This window comes from Microbacterium sp. 8M (assembly GCF_902506375.1).
Classification (GTDB): Bacteria; Actinomycetota; Actinomycetes; order Actinomycetales; family Microbacteriaceae; genus Microbacterium.
Window position 1 is genome coordinate 3,409,903 of the sequence record NZ_LR733284.1, and the last position, 20,785, is coordinate 3,430,687.

Here is a 20,785-nt window from a genome sequence, read left to right on the forward strand (position 1 = left end):
GCCGTCAACGCCCCAGACAGATCCCCTAGTGTTCATTTATGACCCTCGAATCGCGTCGCCCCGGTCGGCCGAAGGAGCGCATCCTCGATCGGGACCGGATCGCGGAGGCGGCCCTGGCGCAGATCCGCAGCGCCGGACTGTCCGGCATGACCATGCGGGCGCTGGCCCGCCGGCTGAAGGTCTCGCCCAGCGCGCTGTACAACCACGTCCCCTCACGGGCGGCGGTGCTGGCGCTGCTGCAGGAGCGGTTCGCCGCCGGCATCGACACGTCGGGATTCGGATCCGAGCCGCTGCGCGAGGCCCTCTCGCGGTGGGCCTGGAGCTACCTCACGCGACTGCGGGAGCGCCCGGAGCTCGTGCCGCTGATCGTGGCCGTGCCGCTCGCGCACACCCCGTACACATCGCTCGTCTACCAGCGCGTCGTGGCGGGGTTCTCGGCCGCGCACTGGCCCGACGAGAGCATCATCGCGTCGCTCAGCGTGCTCGAGACGTTCATCTTCGGGGCCGCGCTCGATTCGCCCACCCCCGAAGGGGTGTACGAGCCGCGGGATCCGGAGCGCTCGCCCCTGCTCGCCCGCGCCTCCGCCGCCTTCGCCGCCACCGCCGCCGAGCGCGGGCTGCCACCGGGCGACCTGCTGTTCGAGATCGGCCTCGACGCGCTGCTCACCGGCATGCACCAGCTCTGGGGCGCCACCCGGCGGACGCGAGGCTGACGGGGAACACCCGCTCGCGGCTCACCGCCAAGCATGCACGCCGCGGGCCCGCCGCGCCTGGGCACGACGGGCCGGCGGACGAGCGGCTCAGGCCTCGGGCCGGTTCGCGCGCAGCACCTCGAGCCGGGCGCGGTACTCGGTCTCGTCGACGTCGCCCTTGGCGAAGCGGTCGGCCAGGATCTGCTCGGCGGTGCGGCTCTGCGCAGGCCCCGCCCACGGCGGCGTCGCCCCGGACGCGCCGGGACCGCCGGGAGCCCCGTGCCAGCCCCACGGGCCGGGTCCGCCCCAGCGCCGGCGACGCACCAGGATCGCGATGAGCAGGCCGACGATGATGAGGAACATCAGCGGCCCGATGATGAAGAAGGGCCAGAACGGGTGGAACCCCCAGTGCCCGGGATGTGCGGCGACGGCCGCGACGGTTGCGATCATGAGTGACCATCCTTGAATCGGTTCGGTCGCATCTCGACCGATGGATCCAGCCTCCTCGTCACCCTCCTTCCGCGAATCCGGCCCGGGGAGTGATTCCGTGTGCTCCCCGGGGAGTACACGGTCGCGCGTCACATCCGCTGGAGCAGCACCCCCAGCGCCATGACCGCCGTCGAGCACCCCATCGCGGCGTACTGGATCCGGTCGCGACGGGTGTGTCCGCGGATCGCCGCCACGACCGACGCCAGTGCGTATCCGACCACGAACAGGATCAGGAGCACGCCCGCCCCCGAGCTGCCGTGCATGCCGCTCATCCCCGCCGCCGCCATGGCCCGGGAAGAACCGCCGTGCGCGGACATCGCGAGCACCAGCACCGACATCACGACCATGCCCAGCGCCGTGTGCGACGCCATCCCCGTCGGAGAGAGTGCCGCCGGGCGCGCGGCCGACCTGCCCGTCCCCGTCGAGCCTCGCGTCGCGGCCCGCACCTGCGTGCTCCGGATCGCCGCGAGGATCATGGCGGTCGCGATCAGCACCGCCGCCCACGCCACCGGGACGAGCAGCGGGGTCGCGCGCGCGAGGTCGAGCATCGCCAGAAGCATGAGCAGCGATGCCACGACCTCGGGGACCCGCGCCCGGCGCCGGTCGACGACGAGGCAGCAGGTCCCCGCGGCCGAGAACGCGAGGGCGCAGAGATGGAGCGCCTCAGGCATGGCTCATCCGTGGGAGCGCGCGGCGTGCCCGCCGTGCGCCTCATGCCCGTGCGCCCCGTGATGCCCGGGCACCGCAGGGCCGCTGTGATCATGGACATCCTGCTCGGCGTGGTGGTGCGCCCCGTGGCCTGGCGCGCAGTGCGCGCTCGCGGGGGCCGGCACGTTCAGGGTGGGGTTGCGCTCGAAGAAGTTGTAGGGCTTGAGCGTGAACTTCGCGTAGTCCATCGGCATGACCGGCCAGTCCTCGTTGCGCGGGAAGTGCGTGAGGCCGAACGTGTGCCAGAGCACCACGTCCTCGCCGATGAGCGGCTCGTCGCCCTCGATAAACTGCGGGATCCCGCCTCCGCCCGGGTGCTGGTTGACGAAGTCGCCGGCGGCGTAGCGCTCGGCCGGGTCGTATTTCGTGACGAACAGGTTCTTCGTCGCGAACGCCGCGCGTGCCGAGACCGAGGCATCCGGATCCGCCATCAGCGTCGGCGTCTCGGTCGGGAAGAGCACGTACGACGTGGGCTGGCCCAGGCTCGTCGCCTTCTCGGTCGAGGCGATCTGCCAGACGCGGTTCACGGCACCGTCCGCCACGCGTCCGGACTGCTTCTCCGAGGCGATCGGCGTCACCGACTTGGTGAAGGCATTGCCGTAGGGATTGGTCTCGGAGATCGGCAGACGCACGGCGTCGATCTCGTTGACGACGTTGGCCACGCCGTCGACCGTCATGTCCAGCCGGGCGGAGAAGAGGTGCTGGTGATACGGCGCACCGAGACCCGGAGCCACCTCGGACGCGAACGGGTACGGCGAGCCGTCCTCCTCGGCGCCGGGATACGCCGACGTGAACAGGATCCCGGTCAGCTTCGCCTCGCACTCGATCGTGCCGTCCAGGTACAGGTACCAGAAGAACCCGTAGTCGTAGTTGCCGACCGTCGTGAAGAAGGAGATCACCAGCCGGCGCTGGCGACGCACCTCGCTGGAGCCGGTGAACAGATCCGAGTGCTTCCAGAGCGTCCCGAAGTCCTCCTCGTGCATGCAGACGCCGTTGCGGACGACGCGCGGGGCGCCGAGTTCGTCGGCGAGGACCGCATCGAGGTAGGTGATGTCGCCCACGCAGTCGCAGCCGAGTTCGAGCTCGTTCGTGTAGCGCCCGAACAGGTACTCCCCGGTGTCGAAGTAGTTCTGCCAGAAGCGGTTCGGCGCCGGGTCGGCATAGGGGACGATCATCTCGCTGATCGATCCGCGGTACAGGACGGGTCGACCGGCGAACGACAGCTGTCGCAGGATCAGACCCTCACGCGCGTCGAAGCTGATCCGGAGCTTCCATTCGCCCCAGCTGACCTCCTCACCATCCACGGTGAAGCTGGATCCTTCGGGCTGGGTGATCTGGATCGGCATGAGCCCGGTCAGCGGGCTCCCCTGCAGCTCGGGATCGTCGAAGTTGCCGCTGGTCTGCGGGATCTCGAAGCCCGGGGTGTCGATGATCTCGATCACGGCGCGGTCGGCGACGTCGATGTACGCGGTCAGGCCGTCCACCGGATGCGCCCACGGGTGATCGGTCGGCGAGAACTGCTGGAACGCGAAGGTCCGCAGGATGCGTCGCTTCTCCTCTGCCGGGTAGCCGTAGTGGCCCGCGGAGAGCGGAACGAGCACGACGTCGTCCACGGTGAGCCCTCGCGCTGCGAGCGCGGCGACCCAGCGCTCGTCGGCGTTCGCGATCACGCCGACCTCCTCGAACTCGGCGTCGAGGATCGGCAGCTGCCCGGCGGTTCCGTCGAGCACGGTCTCCCGCAGCACCGCGCCGGATCCGATCGACAGCACCAGGTCCGTCGAACGCGCCGAGCGCAGATCCAGCAGCTGCACGCGCGCCTTCCGCTCCGGAAGCGGCAGTTCGCCGCGCTCCCAGCCGAGCACCTCGCCCTTCGGAGGCTCCTCCAGGCCGACGTAGGCGAAGCGGGTCCATTCGGTCGTCTCCGGCAGCGCCTGCACCACGGCTCGCACCGACTCGATCTCGGCCGCGGTCAGAGAGGAGAGCGGGTGCTGCGGGGACGGAGGGGTGGCGGTGGCCGACGAACCGTCGACATCGATCATGGTGGTCATTTCTTCTCCTTGCAGGGGATGTTCAGCGTGAGGTCGGGGGCTTCAGCCGGCGATCGTGTCGATGAGCTTGGCGTAGGCGGCCGGGCGACGGATGCGGATCCAGCGCGCCTGCGCGTAGCCGATGATCGGGAACACCGCGACGAGCAGCAGCAGGAACCAGCAGAGCGGGCCGAACGTCGGGGCGCCCTTCGGGTCCACGTCGCCCACCATGACCGGGAAGTTCACCACGATCAGCGCGGTGGCGAGCATCAGACCGACCACGCCCAGGCCGGGCGCGATCACGGTGTTCCACACGCGCGCGTCCTTTCGCGTGCGCCGGAAGTACACGATCACCGCGGCCGACGTCGCCGCCATCAGCAGGGCGATCGCCACGGTCGCGACGCCGGAGAACCAGGTGAACACGGCGAGCACGGGGTCGAGCCCGAGGGCGGCGAACACGACCGTGCACAGGATCGCGGTGGCGGTCTGCACGAGCGAGGAGACGTGCGGAGACAGGTGCCGGTGGTGCACGGCGCCGACGCGCTCGGGCAGCACGCCCGCGTGGGACATCGAGTGCTGGTAACGGGTGAGCACGTTGTGGAAGGAGAGCACGCAGGCGAGCATCGAGGTGATCAGCAGCACGTTGGTGATGACCTCGCCCGCGGTGCCGAGATACACGGCCATGGTGCGAAGGATGAGGCTGCCCGGATCCTTCGCCGCCTCTGCCACCACGTGGTCAGGACCCCAGGCCATCACCAGGCCCCAGCCGGCGAGCGTGTAGAAGACGCCGATCCCGATCACCGCGGTGTACGTCGCGCGCGGGATCGTGCGGTCAGGGTCGCGTGCTTCGTCACGGAAGATCGCCGCCGCCTCGAATCCGATGAAGGCGGCGATCGCCATCATCAACCCCACGCCGGGGGAACCGCTGAGCACGTTCGCCGGGGCGAACGGCGCCAGGCTCAGACCCTGCGGGCCGCCGCGCACGATCACCACGGCGACGAGCACCAGCACGATCCCGACCTCCGCCACCAAGACGACGCCGAGAACCTTGCTGGACAGGTCGATGTGCCGGTACCCGAGCAGCGCCACGAGTCCGATCACGAGCAGCGAGAAGATCCACCACGGCAGCTGCACGTGCGTCATCGTCTGCACCGTGTAGCTGAGCACGTAGCCGAGATAGCCGTACACGGCGATCTGGATGGTGGTGTACGCGAGCATCGCGACCCAGGCCGCGGCGAGTCCGCTGGAACGACCCAGCCCGTACCCCACGTAGGTGAAGAAGGCGCCGGGCTTCGGCACGTGCCGCGTCATCGCTGCCAGACCCACGGCGAACAGAAGCAGGATCACCGCCGCGACGATGTAGAGCGCGGGGTATCCGATCCCGTTGCCGAGGAGGATGCCGAGTGGTGCCGCCCCGCCGACGACGGTGAGCGGCGCCGCGGCCGCGACGACCATGAACACGATCGCCGTGACGCCGAGCGACCCGCGCAGCACGGGAGGGGCGGCGACAGCGGGTGGGGCTTCGAGCTGAGCCATGAGCAGGATTCCTTACGCGAGGGATATCGGATCCTCCGAGCCTGGCGAGGGACGATTGCGCGGGCGTCTCGGCCGTGTGAAACCTCGCGCACCACGAACGAGACAGACGGTGCACCGTGTCTCATTCGCGGATACGCATCCGAAACATCCAGGAATCCTCGAGGCAACGCCGGCGGGATAGCCTCCCGCCAGGAGGATCCCGAATGACCGCACTCGAGCGCGCGATCGATCGCCCCGCCCCCGCCCCCCAGTTCGCGGAACGCTCGTCTCTGCATGGTCTCGAGCGCCGCACCGTCGGCCTCACCGACGTGATCGCTCAGTCGGTCGCGGCCGTGGCCCCGTCAGCGGCTGCGACGACCGTGATCCTGCTGGTCTCCGGCATCGCGGGCGACCTCACGCTGCTGTCGGTCGTGATGGCCGCGCTCATCTCGCTCCTGGTCGCGCGCTCGATCAACGAGTTCGCGCGTCGCATGGTCGGCACCGGATCCGTCTACACCTATGTGGCCCAGAGCCTGGGCCCCATCCCTTCGATGGCCGCGGGCGCCGCGATCCTGGTCGCCTACGTCTTCGTGTCGGTCTTCGCCCTGCTCGGCGCCGCGCACTACTCGCTGATGCTGTTGCAGCGAGTGTGGCCGGACATCGACGGGGCCGGCGCCACGACGCTCGTGCTCCTCGTCGAGGGCGTGATCCTGGCGATCATCCTGGTGCGTGGGATCCGGCTGTCGACGCGACTGGCCCTGATCGCTGAGGTGCTGTCCGTGGTCGTCATCGTCGTCCTGCTCGTGGTCCTCGTCGTGACGATCGGGCCCGTGGATCTCGGAGCGATCGTGCCCGCAGGGGGCATCTCGCCCACGACGCTGCTCGCCGGAACAGTGCTCGCCTTGACCGCCTTCGTGGGCTTCGAGAGCGCGACGACGCTCGGTGTCGAGGCGCGCTCCCCGCTGCGCAGCATCCCTCGCGCGATCGTGTGGACGGTGATCGTCACCGGCGCCCTGTACCTCCTCGCCGCCTACGCGCAGATCGCCGGATTCCGCGCGCTCGACCTGGGGCTGGGATCGTCGGACTCGCCGATGAACACGCTCGCGACCCGGCACGGCCTGGACGGGTGGGGGATCGCGATGGATGCCGGAATCGTCGCCTCCTTCCTCGCCTGCGCGATCGCGTCCACCACCGCGTGCACCCGAGTGCTGTTCACGCTCGGACGCGACCGCGTGGCACCCGCGTTCTTCGGTCGCACGCACGCGCGCCTGCGCACGCCGATCGGAGCGGTGGTCGTCGCCGTGCCCGTGGTCACCCTGATCCCCGTCGCCGTGGTGGCCTGCGGCTTCGGCGCCTGGCCGGCGATGCAGACGGTGATCGTCGTGTCGGCGGCCGGGTACATCGTCGCGTACGCCTTGGTCTGCCTGGCCGTGCCCGTCTTCCTGCATCGGATCGGCGAACTCACCTGGCGCGCCGGCGCCGTCGCGATCGCCTCGGTCGTGCTCCTCTCCCTGAGCCTGGCCGCGTATCTCGCCGTGGAGACCGCAACCGGCAACCCCGGCATCGCCGTGACCGCGGTCGTCGTGGTCTTAGCGGCCGCGGCCGTAGCCCTGCGTGCACGCCGTTTCCGCCGCGCTCCGCGAAAGATCGGGGTCTACGACGAACCGACCGCCGCCCAGGTGCTGGGCGGCGTCGCGCGCGAGGCAGGCGATGACTGACCCTGCGGCGCCGACTCTCACCGCACGGCAGCCTCGAGCGATCCACAGCGCACTCACCGTGCTCGAGGCGGTCGCGGAACTCGGGCCGGGGGTCAGCGCCCAGGAGGTCTCGGCATTCCTCGGACTGCCCCGGGCGACCACCTACCGACTGCTGAACCTGCTCGTCCAGGACGAGTATCTCGTGCGCACCCCCGACCTGTCCGGATTCGCGCTCGGCACGAAGGTCGCCCAGCTCGCGGCCGCGGCGGCGCCGCCGGCCCTGTCCTCCGCCGCCCGGCAGCTCATCGGCACCGTGCGCGCAGAGGTGCGCGGCGGCGTGCACATCGTGCGGTTCGATCGGGGGCGGGTGGTCGTGGTCGACGGCGATCCGGACTTCCCGCTGAGCGACCCGGTGCGCCTCTCCCGCGAACCCCAGCGGTATGCGATCGGCCGGCTGCTGCTGGTGACCAGCGGACGGACGGGACCAGGGCTCGACGCCGCCATGGCCGACCTGGCGCGGTGGGGCGCGACCCGTCAGCTCGATGAGCTCGTCCCGGGATCCGGCTGCCTCGCTGTTCCGATCATGGATGCGGAGGGGATCCTGACCGGCGCGGTGGGATATTCGGGGCCGAGTTCCCCTGTGGCGGAGCCGGCGGCGCTCACGCGACGGCTGCGCGCCGCAGCGAACCGCCTGGGCCCGCTCCTGACCTGACGGCGGCCGCCGCTACTGCCACCCGGGCGCGACCAGCCCGGTCTCGTAGGCGAGGACCACGAGGTGCACCCGATCCCTCGCGTGCAGCTTCGCCATGATCCGCGACACGTGCGTCTTCGCGGTGAGGGGGCTCAGGAACAGCTGCGCGGCGATCTCGTCGTTCGTGAGCCCCTGCCCGACCAGCCGTAGCACCTCGCGCTCCCGCTCAGTGATGCCCTCGAGCAACCGCTGGTCGGGCGCATCCCGCAGGCCCACGGTGAGCCGCTCCAGCAGCCGCCGGGTGACGCCCGGGGAGAGCAGCGCCTCGCCGGCGGCGACGACGCGCACCGCCCGCACGAGATCGGCGGGCTCGGTGTCCTTCACGAGAAAGCCCGCGGCACCGGCGCGTACCGCCCGCACCACGTACTCGTCGAGCTCGAACGTCGTCACGATCACGACGTGCACCCCCGCGAGCGCCGGATCCGCGGCGATCTGCTCGGTCGCCCAGAGACCGTCGCCATCGGGCATCCGGATGTCCATGAGCACGACGTCCACCGCCGTCTCTCGGATCCGCTCCAGCAGCTCCCGCCCGCCGGACGCCTCCACGGCCACCTCGATGCCGTCCTCCGCATCCAGCAGGGCGCGGAACCCGGCCCGCACCAGCAGCTGGTCGTCGGCCAGGGCGACCCGGATCACGAGGCCCTCCCCCAGGGCAGCGTCGCGATCACGCGCGCGCCGCCGTCCGGCCCGTCGCCGACCTCGACGCTGCCGCCGAGCAGGGCGGCGCGTTCGCGCATGCCGAGCACGCCGCCACCCCCGGAGGCGCCCGGATCCGCGTCGCCGAAGCCGTGACCGTCGTCGACGACCGTCACGATGAGCACCGGATCCGGCTCGTCGCGGCGCTCCAGCGTCACCCACACCCGGGAGGCCTGCGCGTGACGCACGGCGTTGGTGAGCGCCTCCTGCACGATGCGGTACGCGGCGAACTGCGTCGCCCGGCTGGGCGCGGTGCCCTGCAGGCGGTCGTCGAGCGCGATGTCCAGGTCGGGGGTCTGCACGCCCGCGATGAGTCGCGGCAGCTCGGCGAGCTCGGCCTGCGGCACGAGCGGCACCTCGCCGTCGCGGAGCACGCCGAGCACGCCGCGGACCTCCTCGAGCGCGAGCTTCGAGGTGTCCTTCACGTTCTGCAGCGCCGCGCGCGCCTGCTCCGGATCCCGGTCGAACAGGTGCAGCCCGACGCTCGCCTGCACGTTCATCTGCGACAGGGCGTGCCCCAGCACGTCGTGCAGCTCACGGGCGATGCGCACCCGCTCGCGCTCCTCGGCGCTGCGGCGGCGGCGCTGGGCATCGGCCCGCATCGCCGCCATGCGCGCGCCGCGGGTGCGCACGAAGGCGCCGACGGCGAAGCTCGCGGCGAGCCCGACCGTCGCGAGCACGATCAGCCCGGGATGCCAGATCCGCCCGATGGCGACGCCGATCAGGATGGCGGCGGCCCAGCCGGTGGCGACGGAGGCCGCTGCCCAGATCACGGCGCCGCGGGCGACGGCGATCGCGATCGCGAAGGCCAGCGCGAGGTACGGCGGGCCGTAGACCGGCGCCGTGAGGACGTCGAGCAACGCGAATGCCGAGACGACGGCGACCACGGGCCCTGGGAAGCGGCGTGCGGCGAGCAGCGCGAGGGGGCCGGCGATGGCGAGCGCCAGGTGCAGGGCGACCCGCCAGTGCAGCCCGTGACCCGGTGCGTGCGCGGCGATCCACGCGCTGGCCGGCACCTGCACGAGCAGGCACAGCACGACGGGCGCGATCAGACGCACGCGCTGCGGCGGCCCCGCCGGGATACGGCCGGTGTCCGGCCCGAACCACGCCGCCGTCGGGCTCGAGGCGCTGTCGTGGAGCTGCTCGGGCATCCTTCGATGCTACGCGCGGGTGCGCCGACGCGGATCCGTCCGTGAGGCGCACACCGCGTACTCCCCGGGGAGTACGCCGCTGCGAGGAGGGAGCGCCTGGGCGGCCAGGCGCGCGGGCTCAGTTCTCCCAGCTGCGGGTGCGCTTGGTGGCACTGCCCGGCTCGCGCATCATGTACGCGAGGGCGAGGCTGATCGCGAGGATGCCCGCCACGAAGAGAGGGCCCTGCCACGAGGGCAGACCGGGAGCGATGCCCAGCAGCGCGAAACCGCCGAGGAACAGAATTCCGAACACGATGTAGTGAAGGATCACCGGGCAACCTCCTGTTGAGCCTCTCGAGTCTATCGCGCGCGGCTCGGCCGCTTCGACCGACCGCGTTCCGCTGCTGTGTCCGACCCCGTCGTTACGCTCGCGCCATGAGCATCTCCTATCCCCCGGCGCCCGGGCTCGTGAACAGCCCCGGCTTCAGCCATGTCGCCGTCATCCCGCCCGGATCCACGCTGATCCATGTCGGAGGGCAGAACGGCGTCGATGAGACCGGCGCGGTTGTCTCCGACGACGTCGCCGTGCAGTCCGCACGTGCCCTCGAGAACGCCGAGGCGGCCCTCGCCGCGGCCGGCGCGACGCTCGCCGATGTCGTCAGCTGGACCGTGCTGATCCACCAGGACGCGGATCTGCGGGCGGCCTACGGCGCGGTCGGACCCAAGCTCGCCCGAGAGGGCGCTCCCCCGCTGGTCACCGCGGCGCGCGTCGTCGGGCTCGGCGTCCCCGGTGCGCTCATCGAGATCGGCGCCGTCGCCGCCCTCGCGCCGTGACGGCCCGGCCCGCTCAGGCGCCTGAGTGCCTGGGCGCGCCAAACGCCTGCGGTATCGTCGGTCGCTGATCGAACCTCGCCCGGGCGCATCTGGCCTCTGGGCGAGCCGGAGGCACGACGACGGGCGCCTCAGCCGGTCCCCTGAGCTTGTCGAAGGGCCGGAAACTGCAACCTCCGCTCCCTGAGCGCGGCATGCCTCCGGTCCCTGAGCTTGTCGAAGGGTCCGGATCCGTGGTCCTCGGTCCCTGAGCTTGTCGATGGGCCCGGAACCACGACCCTCCGGTCCCTGAGCGAGCCGGAAGCGAGACGAAGGGCGCCGCGCACACCCTCGGATTCGACTGCCGGATCTTGTGACCTGGTTGTGATCTTTTCCGGACCCGATCAGGCCCTTTTCGGCTCTGGAATGTCGGTGCCCCCGGGTTGAATAGGGGCATGACGAACACGGCGGGCATCGTGGAGGATCCCGGGGTTGACCCGGTGGATCCGGTCGCTGTGTTGGCCATGGTGACGTCGGGTTTGGCGGCGACGGAAGCGTCGATCATCCGCCTGCAGGCCGTGCGGGACGCGCACCTCGCCGTCGCGCAACGGCTTGCTGAGGATCTCGCTTCAGGGTCCGGGTCAGTGCGGGGTGAGGCGGTGGATCTGGCCGCTCGCAGTGTCGCTGCGGAGTTGGCGGCGGTGCTGCACATGTCCGACCGGGTCGTGCAGGGCCGGATGACACGCGCGGCGGAGCTGATGACCCGGTACCCGATCACGATGCAGGCGTTCAGCGACGCTCGGATCAACGCCGCCCATGTGCGGCTGATTCAGGACACCGCCGCCCGTTTGGACGACGAGGTGCGGGCCGAGTTCGAACGGGCCGCCGTTGCCGCGTGCGAGGGTGAGACCCCGCATCGGGCGAACCGGATCGTGGAACGCATCGCCGAACGCCTCGCCCCGCGCAGCCTCACCGAGCGGCATCGGGAGGCGCAGGAGAAGCGGACCGTGTGGCGGGAGGAGCTCCCCGACGGGCAGAAGGCACTGGGTTTGGTCCACTCGGCGGCAGTGATCGACGGGATCTTCGACCGGCTCACCCAGCAAGCCCGCCTCATCAAGACTGCGAACGCGAAAGCGGCGAAGGATGCCGCCGCGGGGACTGCCCCGGATCCGGATGGGATCGGCGACCCGGACGACGAACGCACCCTCGACCAGCTGCGCGCCGACCTCTGCGCGGACACGCTCCTCACCGGAGCCGCGTCGGGCCATGACACGACGGCCGGGCTGCTCGCGGCGATCCAGGCGCGAGTGGAAGTCACGGTCCCGGTGTTCACCGCCATGGCGCACGACCGGGCCCCGCACTGCGGATCGCCTGCGGGCCCGGGATCCGCGTTCGGGGCCCCTACCGAACAGCCTGGCGAGCACTCCGGCCTATGGTCGCCGTTCGGTGTCCGCATCGAGCAGCCCGCCGAGCTCGCCGGTGGGCAGCCGATCGACACCGACACCGCCCGCATCCTCGCCGGCGGAGTCGTCGCCTGGGAGCGGGTGCTGACCCACCCGGTCACCGGGGCGATCCTCGCCGTCGACCGCTACCGGCCCAACGCCGACCTCCGCAGGCTCCTGCATGCGCGGGATGCCCGCTGCCGGTTCATCACCTGCGGACTGCCGCCCATCACCCAGGACCTCGACCACACCATCGACGCCGCCCACGGCGGGCCAACGGAGGAGGGCAACCTCGGCGGGCTCTGCCGGAGACACCACGTCTTGAAGCATCAGACCGCATGGAAAGTGAAACAGCTCGGCGCCGGAGTCCTGGAATGGACCAGCCCCACCGGATCCAGCTACATCCACCAGCCACCCCCGCCGGTGACCTTCACCCTCCATGAGCCCGATCCGCCACCCGACGACGAATCGGCCCCGTTCTGACCGCGACACCGACCGCGGAACCGCTCGGCACAGTACGACTACCTTCAAGGCGTCGGCCCCTCGGGCGCAGATCCGCCCGCCCCTAGCGCGCCATCCCGGACTACGAGGGAAGCGGAAGCCGCCCATCGTGACGGGATCGTGCGCATCGTGCGAAGGGGGATCCGAAGCCACCCTCCACGCCGCCCGCCGTCTACCGTCCCCCGCCGGCCGCCTACCGCCGCCCGCCCTGTGACGGATGTCATAGCGGATCCATGACATCGTTCATCGTGCCCCGCGCGCGCTGCGGAGCAGACTGGATGACATGAACGAGGCGACATCATGAGCTACACCCGGACGGCCCCGTCCGCCACCCGCATTTCCGCAGCACCTCCCGCGGCGATCTCGGCCCACGGGCTCACCAAGCGGTTCCGTGGCTTCACGGCCGTGGACGGCGTGGACATCGAGGTGGCGCAGGGCGAAGTGGTGGCGTTCCTCGGCCCGAACGGGGCCGGCAAGACCACGACGATCGACATGCTGCTCGGGCTCTCCCAGCCCGACGACGGCGACGTCTCCCTGTTCGGGCTCTCCCCCCGTCAGGCGATCGGGCGCGGCCTGGTCTCCGCGGTGATGCAGACCGGCGGCCTCCTCAGCGACGTCACCGTCCGCGACACCATGAAGCTCACCGCCTCGCTGTTCGCGCACACCACGAGCATCGACGCCGCGCTCGAGCGCGCCGGCATCGCCGACATCGCCGATCGCAAGGTGCAGAAGTGCTCCGGCGGTCAGCAGCAGCGCCTCCGCTTCGCGATGGCGCTGGTGTCGGATCCGGGTCTCATCGTGCTCGACGAGCCGACCACCGGCATGGACGTGGAGGGACGGCACTCGTTCTGGCAGGCGATCCACGCCGACGCGCAGCGCGGCCGCACCGTGCTGTTCGCGACGCACTACCTCGAAGAGGCCGACCAGTACGCCGACCGGATCATCCTGATCCGCAAGGGCCGGATCGTCGCCGACGGCACCACCGCCGAGATCAAGGCGATGGCGTCGGGTCGCACGGTCGAGGCGGAGTGGGACGACGCGACAGGATCCGGACAGGCGGAGATCGCGGCGCTCGCCGGGGTCGACTCCGTCGAGGTGCGCGGCCCGCGCATCATCATCCGCGCGAACGACTCGGACGCCGTGGCGCGCCACCTGCTCACCCGCACGAACGCGCACGACGTGACCATCACCAGCCAGAACCTGGAGCAGGCGTTCCTGCGCCTGACCGGCGACGACACGGAAGGGGACTGACCATGACCACCGCTGCAGAGCGCCTGGACCGGATCGACCCGTCCACTCGCCGGGTGCCGCCGATGGGCGGCTTCAGCGTGACTTTCCTCGGCGTGGAACTCAAGCGCATCTTCCGCAACTCGAGCGTGGTCGTCTTCACGCTGATCTTCCCGATCGCCATGCTCGTGATGATCGGACTGCCGAACAAGAACACGGCGATCACGAACGTGCCGGTCAGCCAGGGCGGCATGTCGGCCGCGGTGCCGATCATGATCTCGATGGCGGTCTACGGCGCGATGGTCGCGAGCACGATGACGGGCGTCTCCGTCGCCGCCGAACGCGCCCAGGGCTGGAGCCGTCAGCTGCGTCTGACCCCGCTGAACCCGGTCGTCTACATCCTCGTCAAGGTCATCTGCGGCCTGGTGCTCGGCGGGATCGCCGTGCTGGTGACGCTGATCGTCGGCGCCGCGCTCGGCATCACCGCCCCGCTCGGCAACCTCATCGCCGCGGGCGTGCTCGCGTGGCTGAGCTCGCTCATGCTGACCAGCCTGGGACTCGCCGTCGGCTACGCGTTCCCCGCGCAGAACGCGATGCGCTATCTCGGCCCGATCCTGCCGATCCTGAGCTTCATGGGGGGCCTGTTCGTCCCGCTCGCGGTCATGCCCGAACCGGTGCAGATCGGCGCGAAGTTCACCCCGCTGTGGGGCATCGCCGAGCTGTCCCAGTCGGCCGTCATCGGCGTCACGCCGAACGGCTGGGCGGTGCCGAACCTCATCGTCTGGTTCCTCGTCTTCACGGGTCTTGCGGTCCTGATGTTCCGCCGCGACACCAAGCGCGTCTGACGTGACCGACCACATCCACGCCAGGCAGGGCGCGGCGGCAGCTGCCGCCCGCCCCGCCGGGCGTGAGCGCCGGTTCGGAGTCCTGGGACCGTTCCACGTCGGCGAGGGCGGGTTCCTCGACGCGCCATCACTCGACGGCGTCACCGGGTGGGCGAGGCTGCGGCTGACCCTCGGCGCCCCCGGCGCGAGGCGGTGGTATCCCGGCGCGCTGATCAGCCAGCTGTTCATCGTGGGCTTCATCCTTGTGCCGCTGCTCACTCAGCTCCCGCCGCCGGGGTCGTGGATCTGGGGCCTCGCGGTGCTCGTCTACGGCGCGCTGTTCACCATCTCCTTCCCCGCGGCCATGGCCCTGCCCGATCGATGGCGGTGGGCGCCGCCGGCGGCCCTGCTGCTGCTGTCGCTGCCCTTCATCCTGGTGCTCGGGCCCGACCTCTCCGGGCTCTGGACGTACGTCGCGGTCTCCGCGGCGATGTGCTTCGGCGGTGACCGGCGCGCAGTGTTCTCCGTGTTCGGCCTGGCCACGGCCGCCCTCGTGATCAACCTGATCGATGCGGCGCTGCAGCCCTCGAGCACCCCGCCCTGGACGATGCCGCTGGTCATCCTCTCCATCGGCACCCTGATGGCCGCGTTCACCCGCAACCTGCAGACCCTCGCCCAACTGCGGCGCACCCAGAAGGAGCTGGCTACGGTCGCCGTCGAGGAGGAGCGCAACCGCCTCGCCCGCGACATGCACGACATCCTCGGCCACTCGCTGTCCGCGATCGCGGTGAAGGCCGACCTCGCCGCCACGCTGGCCGAGCGGGATCCGGTCGCGGCCTCCGCCGAGATCCACGAGGTGCAGACCCTCGCCCGCGCCACCCTCAGCGACATGCGCGCCGTCGTCTCCGGCTATCGTCAGGTGCGCGTGGCGAGCGAGCTCGCATCGCTGCGCTCCCTCCTGCCTGCCGCGGGGATCACCGCGCACCTGCCCACCACCACCGACGAGGTGCCGGAGCGCAACCGCGAGCTCTTCGGCTGGGCGCTGCGCGAGGCAGCCACGAACGTGATCCGGCACGCCGCCGCCGGCAACTGCTGGGTGACGCTCGCACCCGGGCGCATCACGATCGAGGACGACGGCGTCGGCCCGTCGCCGCGCACGGCGGACGACCCGGTGGGGACCGGCCTGACCGGCCTCGCCGAGCGGGCGGCAGACGCCGGCGGCGCGCTGACGATCGGCCGCTCCCGCCACGGCGGGTTCCTCCTGGAGGTCACCGCATGACGCCCGACGACAGCACGGCTCCCGGAAACGGAGCAGCCTCGAGAGACAGGATTCGGATCCTGCTCGCCGACGATCAGGCGCTCGTGCGCGGCGCCCTGGCGACGCTGCTCGGTCTCGAAGACGACCTGGACGTCATCGCCCAGGTTGGCCGGGGCGACGAGGTGCTGCCCGCCGCCGAGCAGCACCGCCCGGACATCGCCCTTCTCGACGTGGAGATGCCGGGCGTCGACGGCCTCACCGCCGCCGCGCAGCTGCGCCGGGAACTACCCGAAGTGCGGATCGTCATCGTCACCACGTTCGGCCGGGCGGGCTACCTCTCCCGCGCCCTCGCCGCCGGCGTGGCCGGGTACGTGGTCAAGGACACCCCCGCCTCCGAGCTCGCCGAGGTGGTACGCCGCGTGATGCGCGGCGAGACCGTGATCGACGCCGCCCTCGCCACGGATGCGCTCACCGCAGGGGCCTCGCCGCTCACGCCGCGCGAGACCGAGGTGCTCGCCGCCGCGCGGGACGGCGGCACCATCTCCGATGTGGCTCGCGCGCTGCATCTCTCCGAGGGCACGACGAGGAACCATCTCTCCTCGGCGATGCAGAAGCTCGAAGCGCGCACCCGTGCCGACGCCGCGCGCATCGCCCAGGAGCGGGGCTGGCTGCTCTGACCGTTCGCGACATCGCAGCAGGATCCGGACCCGCCCATCCCCTACACTCAGCACCATGACCGGAGCCTCCCCCACTTCGTCGCGCCCGCGGCGCCCCTCGCCCGCGGTGATCCGCAGACGCCGGCTCGTGGTCGGGCTGATCGCGGTCCTCGCCATCGCCCTGGCCGCGGTCCTCACGACGATCGCCGTGCGCGCCTTCTCGGGGGGCGACCCGAAGGCGGCTGCCGCCGGCACCACGGCCACGCCCACCCCGACGTCCACGCCGCTCACGCCGGCCCAGCAGCTGCTGACGACCGCCGCCGATCCGGCCACCGCATGCGCGGTCTCCTTCTCGGGCGAGGGCATCACCCAGCCCCCCATGCTGCAGACAGAGGGTGTGCTGTACACCGGGCTGCCGATCCCGGAGAAGGCCGGCGCGGTGTTCGCCGGCTGGTACCCGACCCCGGAGGCCGCGCAGGCCCAGGTGCAGACCGACCGCGTGAACGGCTCGCAGCTCACAGCGTGCACCGACCACGAGCGCACCCTGTACGCGGCGTGGACCACGCCGGAGCAGAACGTCGCCACGGCGGCGAAGATCCCGATCCTGATGTACCACCAGTTCACGACCAAGCCCGGCGGCGAGGACAACTGGCTGCGCAACAACTACGTGTACATCGAGGACTTCAAGGCGCAGATGGACTACATCGCGAGCTCGAAGTTCTACCTGCCGACCTGGGATGAGCTGAACGCGTTCATCGACGGGAAGCTGTTCCTGCCGCAGCACTCGCTCATCATCACCGACGACGATGCGGATCCGACCTGGCTGCAGCTCGCGGTGCCGGTGGTCACCGAGCGGAAGCTCCTCACCACGTCGTTCGTGATCACCGGCGAGCGCAAGGACGGCTCCCCCTCGCCCTACGTGCTGCAGCGCTCGCACACCAACGACATGCACCGTGCCGGCGACAACGGCAAGGGGCGGATGGTGAACCTGTCGGCCGACGAGGTCGCCGCTGATCTGGAGGAGTCGGCGAAGGTGCTCGGGGTCAAGGAGGTCATCGCCTACCCGTACGGTCACTACAACGCGACCGCGGAAGAGGGCGTGACCAAGGCCGGGTTCCTGCTCGCGCGCACGATCGAGTACGGCTACGTGAAGATCGGCACGAACAAGCTCGAACTGCCGGTGATCCGGATCAACTACGGGGACACGGTCCAGGGCCTCAAGGACAACATCGGTTGAACCCGTCCCGGCCTGCCGTGGCGCGGCCGGGTCACTGGCGCAGCCCGGGGGTCGCTCCGCGGCCGGGCGTCACTCCGCGGCTGCGGCCTCCGCTTCGCGACGCACGCGCAGGCGCTCCTCCGACTTGCGGGCGAGGCGCACCGAACGACGCGGCGCGTAGACGACCAGCGAGTGGAACAGGAAGCGGACGAAGAACGCCGCGATCAGAGTGATCGCCGCGGCGAGGATGCTGGAGATGTGCCAGGTCTCGACCATGAGGGCGAGGACCGGGATCCGCACGGCCGCCTCGACGTTGTTGAACGTGAACGACTGCGCGAAGCGCACGCCGATCGCGGCGGCGTCGCCGCGCATGTCGTTGAAGACGTAGCGCTCCTGCAGGAGGAAGTTGCCGATGATGGTGACCTCGGCCGCGATGATCGCCGCCCAGACGTACTCCACGCCGAGGTGCGTCAGCGCCCACATGATGGCGAGGTTCGCCAGCGCGCCGACGCCGCCGATGATGGCGAACAGCGACATCTTGCCGAACCGCAGCCGCGCGAGGTGCTGGAGGAACTGCATCCCCTGCACGAACGACGCCTTGGACTGGCCGTGCAGCCGCTCGCCGAACTCCATCGGCACCTCGGCGATGCGCACGTCGGAGCGGACGAGGATCTCCAGCAGGATCTTGAACCCGTTCGGGCGCAGGGCGCTGGGATCGATGCGGCGACGGTCAACGAGGAAGTACCCGGTCATCGGATCCGAGGCGCCGGAGAGCCGGATCGGGAACATCGCCTTGGTGAGCAGGGTCGCGCTGCGGGACACCCCGACGCGCACGGCGCCCGCGAGACCGCCATTGTCCCCGCCGCCGACGTAGCGGGAGGCGATCACGACGTCCGTGTCGCCGTCCTCGAAGCGCTCGATCATGTCGGGCAGGAGCTCCGGCGGGTGCTGCAGGTCGCCGTCCATGACGATGCAGACGTCGTACGCGGCGGCCCGGATGCCCTCCACCACGGCACCGCCGAGACCGCCGACCGGCTTGTCGCGATGCAGCAGCCGCACGGGCACGGGGGCGTCGGCGGCGATCCGCCGGATCACGTCAGGAGTGTCGTCCGAGCTGTCGTCGACGAATAGGATCTCGACGTCGCGGTCCTCGAGCGCGGCGGAGACCCGGGAGACGAGGGCGGCGATGTTGTCGCGCTCGTTGTAGGTCGGGATGATGACCGTGGCGCCGGGTACGGGGTCCCCAGCAGACATGTCCTCCATGCCCCTCCTCCGTTCGCCTGACTCGCCATGATCCCATGCGGAACCTGCGCGTTTGGTGTCAGACACTCTTCCCGATTCAGGCTAACGGCGGGTGAACGCCGGACGAGCCCCCTTGCGCCGGACGGCCCTCCCCCTCTCGGATCCGCCGTACCCTGGAAGCATGACCGCTCCTGCCTCCGACTCGATCACCATGTTCGGCGCCGACTGGTGCCGCGACTGCATCCGCACCAAGAAGCAGCTCGACGAGCTCGGCATCGAGTACACGTACGTCGACCTCGTCGCGGACCCTGCGGCCGCCGACGTCGCCAAGGAGATCTCCGGCCGCACGAACATCCCGGTGGTCGTGTACCCCGACGCCTCGCACCACGTCGAGCCGTCGAACGCCGACGTCGAGGCGAAGCTCCGCGAGCTGTCGCTGATCTGACGCCCCTCGGGACACTGGGTCCCTGAGCGAGCCAAAGGCGAGACGAAGGGCGCCGATACACTGACGCGCATGAGCATCGCCGCTCGGGCCGGACAGGCCCCCACGCGCCTTCCTGTACGCACGGTCGCCCGCTACGCGGCCGGCTCTCTCGGCACCGGAGGGTTTGCGACGCTGCCCGGCCTGGTGCTGGCGTACTTCCTGACGGACAACCTCGGCGTCGCCGCGATCCTCGCCGGCACGATCGTGACCCTGGCGAAGATCTGGGACGTCGTGATCGACCCGGTGATCGGCGCCGGGTCGGATCGCAGCCTCATCCGCACCGGCAGCCGCAAGCGCTTCATGCTGGTCGGAGCGTTCACGCTGCCGCTGTTCTTCGCGCTCACGTTCGCAGTGCCCCCCGTGTTCGGCCCGGTCGCGGGCGTCATCTGCGTGCTGATCGCGTTCCTCGCCACCGCCACGGCGTTCAGCCTGTTCCAGGTGCCCTACATCGCACTGCCCGCCGAGCTGACGTCGAGCTACGACGAGCGCACCCGGCTGCTGAGCTGGCGGGTCATCGTGCTCACCGTCACGATCCTGCTCTTCGGCGGGGGCGGGCCGGAGCTGCGCCGCCTCACCGGCGACCCCGTCACCGGCTACCTCGTGATGGGCGTGGTCGCCGGCGTCGTGATCGGCGTCGGCATGCTCATCGCCGCGCGCACCGCCGACGACGCCGTGGTCGCGCCCGCGACGGTCGAGCACGTCGGGATCCGGGCGCAGTACGCCGCGGGATTCGCCGCCGTGCGTCGCTCGCAGCCGTTCCGGGCGCTGCTGGCCACCTACCTGCTGCAGGCGCTCGCGACCGGCACCATGCTCGCCGGCGCTCAGTACGTGGCGACCTGGGTCATGCGCTCCGAAAGCGCCGTGACGCTGCTGTTCGTCGCGCTCGTCGCCCCGGCGGTCATCGCCACGCCGGTGTGGGAGCGGGTGTCGCGCCGGATCGGCAAGGAGCGGGCGTTCCGGATCGCCTCGGCCCTGTTCCTCCTCGCTGCGGCCTCGATCGTGATCGCGCTGTGGATCCCCGGATCCTGGATCTACGCCTCGGTCGCGATCGCGGGCATCGCCTATGCCGGAATGCAGGCGCTGCCGATGGCGATGCTGCCCGACGTGATCTCGCACGACGAGCGCACCAGCGGCCCGGGCCAGGCCGGCACGTTCACCGGCATGTGGACGGCCTCGGAGGCGGTCGGCTTCGCCCTCGGCACCACGATCGTCGCGATCGTGCTCGCGATCACGGGGTACGTCTCGCGCACGACCGGCGCCGCGGCCGACCTCGTGCAGCCGGCGAGCGCGGTCGCGGGGATCGTGCTGACCTTCAGCGTCGTCCCGGCGGTGCTCATGCTGCTGAGCCTGGCCACGCTGGGCCGCTACGGACTGCGCCGCGGAGACATCGACGGCGCCGACGGCTGAGACTCAGTCCCAC

The 20,785-nt window shown here is 70.9% G+C and carries 20 protein-coding genes; 12 read left to right on the forward strand and 8 right to left on the reverse strand.

Annotated elements, in window-relative coordinates; genetic code table 11:
- Positions 1-38: 38 nt before the first annotated feature.
- A complete protein-coding gene (locus AERO9AM_RS16095) occupies positions 39-713 on the forward strand; it encodes a TetR/AcrR family transcriptional regulator (protein ID WP_159577058.1) in 675 nt (224 codons plus the stop codon).
- An 87-nt stretch (positions 714-800) separates the two neighbouring features.
- Here the strand turns inward: AERO9AM_RS16095 and AERO9AM_RS16100 are convergent, their stop codons facing one another.
- The 4 genes from AERO9AM_RS16100 to AERO9AM_RS16115 form a co-directional block, all read right to left on the reverse strand.
- A complete protein-coding gene (locus tag AERO9AM_RS16100) occupies positions 801-1,142 on the reverse strand; it encodes a hypothetical protein (protein ID WP_159577059.1) in 342 nt (113 codons plus the stop codon).
- 128 nt (positions 1,143-1,270) lie between these two features.
- Positions 1,271-1,852: a hypothetical protein gene (locus AERO9AM_RS16105; RefSeq protein WP_159577060.1), complete on the reverse strand. Its 582-nt coding sequence runs from the start codon at positions 1,850-1,852 to the stop codon at positions 1,271-1,273.
- A gap of 3 nt (positions 1,853-1,855) precedes the next feature.
- The gene (locus AERO9AM_RS16110) at positions 1,856-3,937 is read right to left on the reverse strand and encodes a primary-amine oxidase (RefSeq protein ID WP_328821161.1); all 2,082 of its coding nucleotides are present in this window, start codon (positions 3,935-3,937) and stop codon (positions 1,856-1,858) included.
- Between the two features lie 42 nt (positions 3,938-3,979).
- On the reverse strand, positions 3,980-5,452 hold the full coding sequence (locus AERO9AM_RS16115; protein ID WP_159577061.1) for an APC family permease: 1,473 nt from the start codon (positions 5,450-5,452) through the stop codon (positions 3,980-3,982).
- A 203-nt stretch (positions 5,453-5,655) separates the two neighbouring features.
- Between AERO9AM_RS16115 and AERO9AM_RS16120 the strand changes: the two genes are divergently transcribed.
- Positions 5,656-7,149 carry an APC family permease gene (locus AERO9AM_RS16120; RefSeq protein ID WP_159577062.1) on the forward strand — a complete coding sequence of 498 codons (1,494 nt, stop codon included), beginning with the start codon at positions 5,656-5,658 and terminating at the stop codon, positions 7,147-7,149.
- Entirely contained in the window at positions 7,142-7,840 is a 699-nt protein-coding gene (locus AERO9AM_RS16125) for a helix-turn-helix domain-containing protein (protein ID WP_159577063.1), read from the forward strand. Before AERO9AM_RS16120 ends, AERO9AM_RS16125 begins: the two co-directional genes overlap by 8 nt.
- A gap of 12 nt (positions 7,841-7,852) precedes the next feature.
- Here the strand turns inward: AERO9AM_RS16125 and AERO9AM_RS16130 are convergent, their stop codons facing one another.
- The 3 genes from AERO9AM_RS16130 to AERO9AM_RS16140 form a co-directional block, all read right to left on the reverse strand.
- Complete coding sequence (locus AERO9AM_RS16130) at positions 7,853-8,515, reverse strand: response regulator transcription factor (RefSeq protein WP_159577064.1); 663 nt, start codon at positions 8,513-8,515, stop codon at positions 7,853-7,855.
- Positions 8,512-9,726: a sensor histidine kinase gene (locus tag AERO9AM_RS16135; protein ID WP_159577065.1), complete on the reverse strand. Its 1,215-nt coding sequence runs from the start codon at positions 9,724-9,726 to the stop codon at positions 8,512-8,514. The genes AERO9AM_RS16130 and AERO9AM_RS16135 overlap by 4 nt, the downstream gene beginning before the upstream one ends.
- 118 nt (positions 9,727-9,844) lie before the next feature.
- Entirely contained in the window at positions 9,845-10,036 is a 192-nt protein-coding gene (locus AERO9AM_RS16140) for a hypothetical protein (RefSeq protein ID WP_159577066.1), read from the reverse strand.
- Positions 10,037-10,140: 104 nt separating this feature from the next.
- Between AERO9AM_RS16140 and AERO9AM_RS16145 the strand changes: the two genes are divergently transcribed.
- The 7 genes from AERO9AM_RS16145 to AERO9AM_RS16175 all read left to right on the forward strand — a co-directional run bounded on the left by AERO9AM_RS16145 (position 10,141) and on the right by AERO9AM_RS16175 (position 17,660).
- Positions 10,141-10,539, forward strand: a complete 399-nt coding sequence (locus AERO9AM_RS16145) for a RidA family protein (RefSeq protein WP_159577067.1) — start codon at positions 10,141-10,143, stop codon at positions 10,537-10,539.
- A 431-nt stretch (positions 10,540-10,970) separates the two neighbouring features.
- A complete protein-coding gene (locus AERO9AM_RS16150; RefSeq protein ID WP_236602647.1) occupies positions 10,971-12,440 on the forward strand; it encodes an HNH endonuclease signature motif containing protein in 1,470 nt (489 codons plus the stop codon).
- Positions 12,441-12,758: 318 nt separating this feature from the next.
- Positions 12,759-13,709 carry an ABC transporter ATP-binding protein gene (locus AERO9AM_RS16155; RefSeq protein ID WP_159577068.1) on the forward strand — a complete coding sequence of 317 codons (951 nt, stop codon included), beginning with the start codon at positions 12,759-12,761 and terminating at the stop codon, positions 13,707-13,709.
- A 2-nt stretch (positions 13,710-13,711) separates the two neighbouring features.
- Positions 13,712-14,530 (forward strand): ABC transporter permease, encoded by an 819-nt coding sequence (locus AERO9AM_RS16160; protein ID WP_159577069.1) that lies wholly within the window; start codon positions 13,712-13,714, stop codon positions 14,528-14,530.
- 1 nt (position 14,531) lies between these two features.
- Positions 14,532-15,788, forward strand: a complete 1,257-nt coding sequence (locus AERO9AM_RS16165; RefSeq protein WP_159577070.1) for a sensor histidine kinase — start codon at positions 14,532-14,534, stop codon at positions 15,786-15,788.
- On the forward strand, positions 15,785-16,444 hold the full coding sequence (locus tag AERO9AM_RS16170) for a response regulator transcription factor (RefSeq protein WP_159577071.1): 660 nt from the start codon (positions 15,785-15,787) through the stop codon (positions 16,442-16,444). The genes AERO9AM_RS16165 and AERO9AM_RS16170 overlap by 4 nt, the downstream gene beginning before the upstream one ends.
- Positions 16,445-16,499: 55 nt before the next feature.
- Positions 16,500-17,660, forward strand: coding sequence for a polysaccharide deacetylase family protein (locus AERO9AM_RS16175; protein WP_159577072.1), 1,161 nt, complete (start codon positions 16,500-16,502; stop codon positions 17,658-17,660).
- Between the two features lie 69 nt (positions 17,661-17,729).
- Here AERO9AM_RS16175 and AERO9AM_RS16180 read toward each other — a convergent pair whose 3' ends face one another.
- Positions 17,730-18,893 carry a glycosyltransferase gene (locus AERO9AM_RS16180; RefSeq protein ID WP_201298666.1) on the reverse strand — a complete coding sequence of 388 codons (1,164 nt, stop codon included), beginning with the start codon at positions 18,891-18,893 and terminating at the stop codon, positions 17,730-17,732.
- A gap of 169 nt (positions 18,894-19,062) precedes the next feature.
- Between AERO9AM_RS16180 and AERO9AM_RS16185 the strand changes: the two genes are divergently transcribed.
- Together AERO9AM_RS16185 and AERO9AM_RS16190 are read left to right on the forward strand one after the other, a co-directional pair.
- On the forward strand, positions 19,063-19,326 hold the full coding sequence (locus AERO9AM_RS16185; protein ID WP_159577074.1) for a glutaredoxin family protein: 264 nt from the start codon (positions 19,063-19,065) through the stop codon (positions 19,324-19,326).
- A 69-nt stretch (positions 19,327-19,395) separates the two neighbouring features.
- Positions 19,396-20,772 carry an MFS transporter gene (locus tag AERO9AM_RS16190; RefSeq protein WP_159577075.1) on the forward strand — a complete coding sequence of 459 codons (1,377 nt, stop codon included), beginning with the start codon at positions 19,396-19,398 and terminating at the stop codon, positions 20,770-20,772.
- Positions 20,773-20,785 lie beyond the last annotated feature (13 nt).

What these genes read in the sequence shown, in the direction of transcription:
- AERO9AM_RS16095 (WP_159577058.1), top strand. Translation starts at nt 39, where the DNA reads ATGACCCTCGAATCGCGTCGCCCCGGTCGGCCGAAGGAGCGCATCCTC.
- AERO9AM_RS16100 (WP_159577059.1), bottom strand. Translation starts at nt 1,142, where the DNA reads ATGATCGCAACCGTCGCGGCCGTCGCCGCACATCCCGGGCACTGGGGG.
- AERO9AM_RS16105 (WP_159577060.1), bottom strand. Translation starts at nt 1,852, where the DNA reads ATGCCTGAGGCGCTCCATCTCTGCGCCCTCGCGTTCTCGGCCGCGGGG.
- AERO9AM_RS16110 (WP_328821161.1), bottom strand. Translation starts at nt 3,937, where the DNA reads ATGACCACCATGATCGATGTCGACGGTTCGTCGGCCACCGCCACCCCT.
- AERO9AM_RS16115 (WP_159577061.1), bottom strand. Translation starts at nt 5,452, where the DNA reads ATGGCTCAGCTCGAAGCCCCACCCGCTGTCGCCGCCCCTCCCGTGCTG.
- AERO9AM_RS16120 (WP_159577062.1), top strand. Translation starts at nt 5,656, where the DNA reads ATGACCGCACTCGAGCGCGCGATCGATCGCCCCGCCCCCGCCCCCCAG.
- AERO9AM_RS16125 (WP_159577063.1), top strand. Translation starts at nt 7,142, where the DNA reads ATGACTGACCCTGCGGCGCCGACTCTCACCGCACGGCAGCCTCGAGCG.
- AERO9AM_RS16135 (WP_159577065.1), bottom strand. Translation starts at nt 9,726, where the DNA reads ATGCCCGAGCAGCTCCACGACAGCGCCTCGAGCCCGACGGCGGCGTGG.
- AERO9AM_RS16145 (WP_159577067.1), top strand. Translation starts at nt 10,141, where the DNA reads ATGAGCATCTCCTATCCCCCGGCGCCCGGGCTCGTGAACAGCCCCGGC.
- AERO9AM_RS16150 (WP_236602647.1), top strand. Translation starts at nt 10,971, where the DNA reads ATGACGAACACGGCGGGCATCGTGGAGGATCCCGGGGTTGACCCGGTG.
- AERO9AM_RS16155 (WP_159577068.1), top strand. Translation starts at nt 12,759, where the DNA reads ATGAGCTACACCCGGACGGCCCCGTCCGCCACCCGCATTTCCGCAGCA.
- AERO9AM_RS16160 (WP_159577069.1), top strand. Translation starts at nt 13,712, where the DNA reads ATGACCACCGCTGCAGAGCGCCTGGACCGGATCGACCCGTCCACTCGC.
- AERO9AM_RS16170 (WP_159577071.1), top strand. Translation starts at nt 15,785, where the DNA reads ATGACGCCCGACGACAGCACGGCTCCCGGAAACGGAGCAGCCTCGAGA.
- AERO9AM_RS16175 (WP_159577072.1), top strand. Translation starts at nt 16,500, where the DNA reads ATGACCGGAGCCTCCCCCACTTCGTCGCGCCCGCGGCGCCCCTCGCCC.
- AERO9AM_RS16180 (WP_201298666.1), bottom strand. Translation starts at nt 18,893, where the DNA reads ATGTCTGCTGGGGACCCCGTACCCGGCGCCACGGTCATCATCCCGACC.
- AERO9AM_RS16185 (WP_159577074.1), top strand. Translation starts at nt 19,063, where the DNA reads ATGACCGCTCCTGCCTCCGACTCGATCACCATGTTCGGCGCCGACTGG.
- AERO9AM_RS16190 (WP_159577075.1), top strand. Translation starts at nt 19,396, where the DNA reads ATGAGCATCGCCGCTCGGGCCGGACAGGCCCCCACGCGCCTTCCTGTA.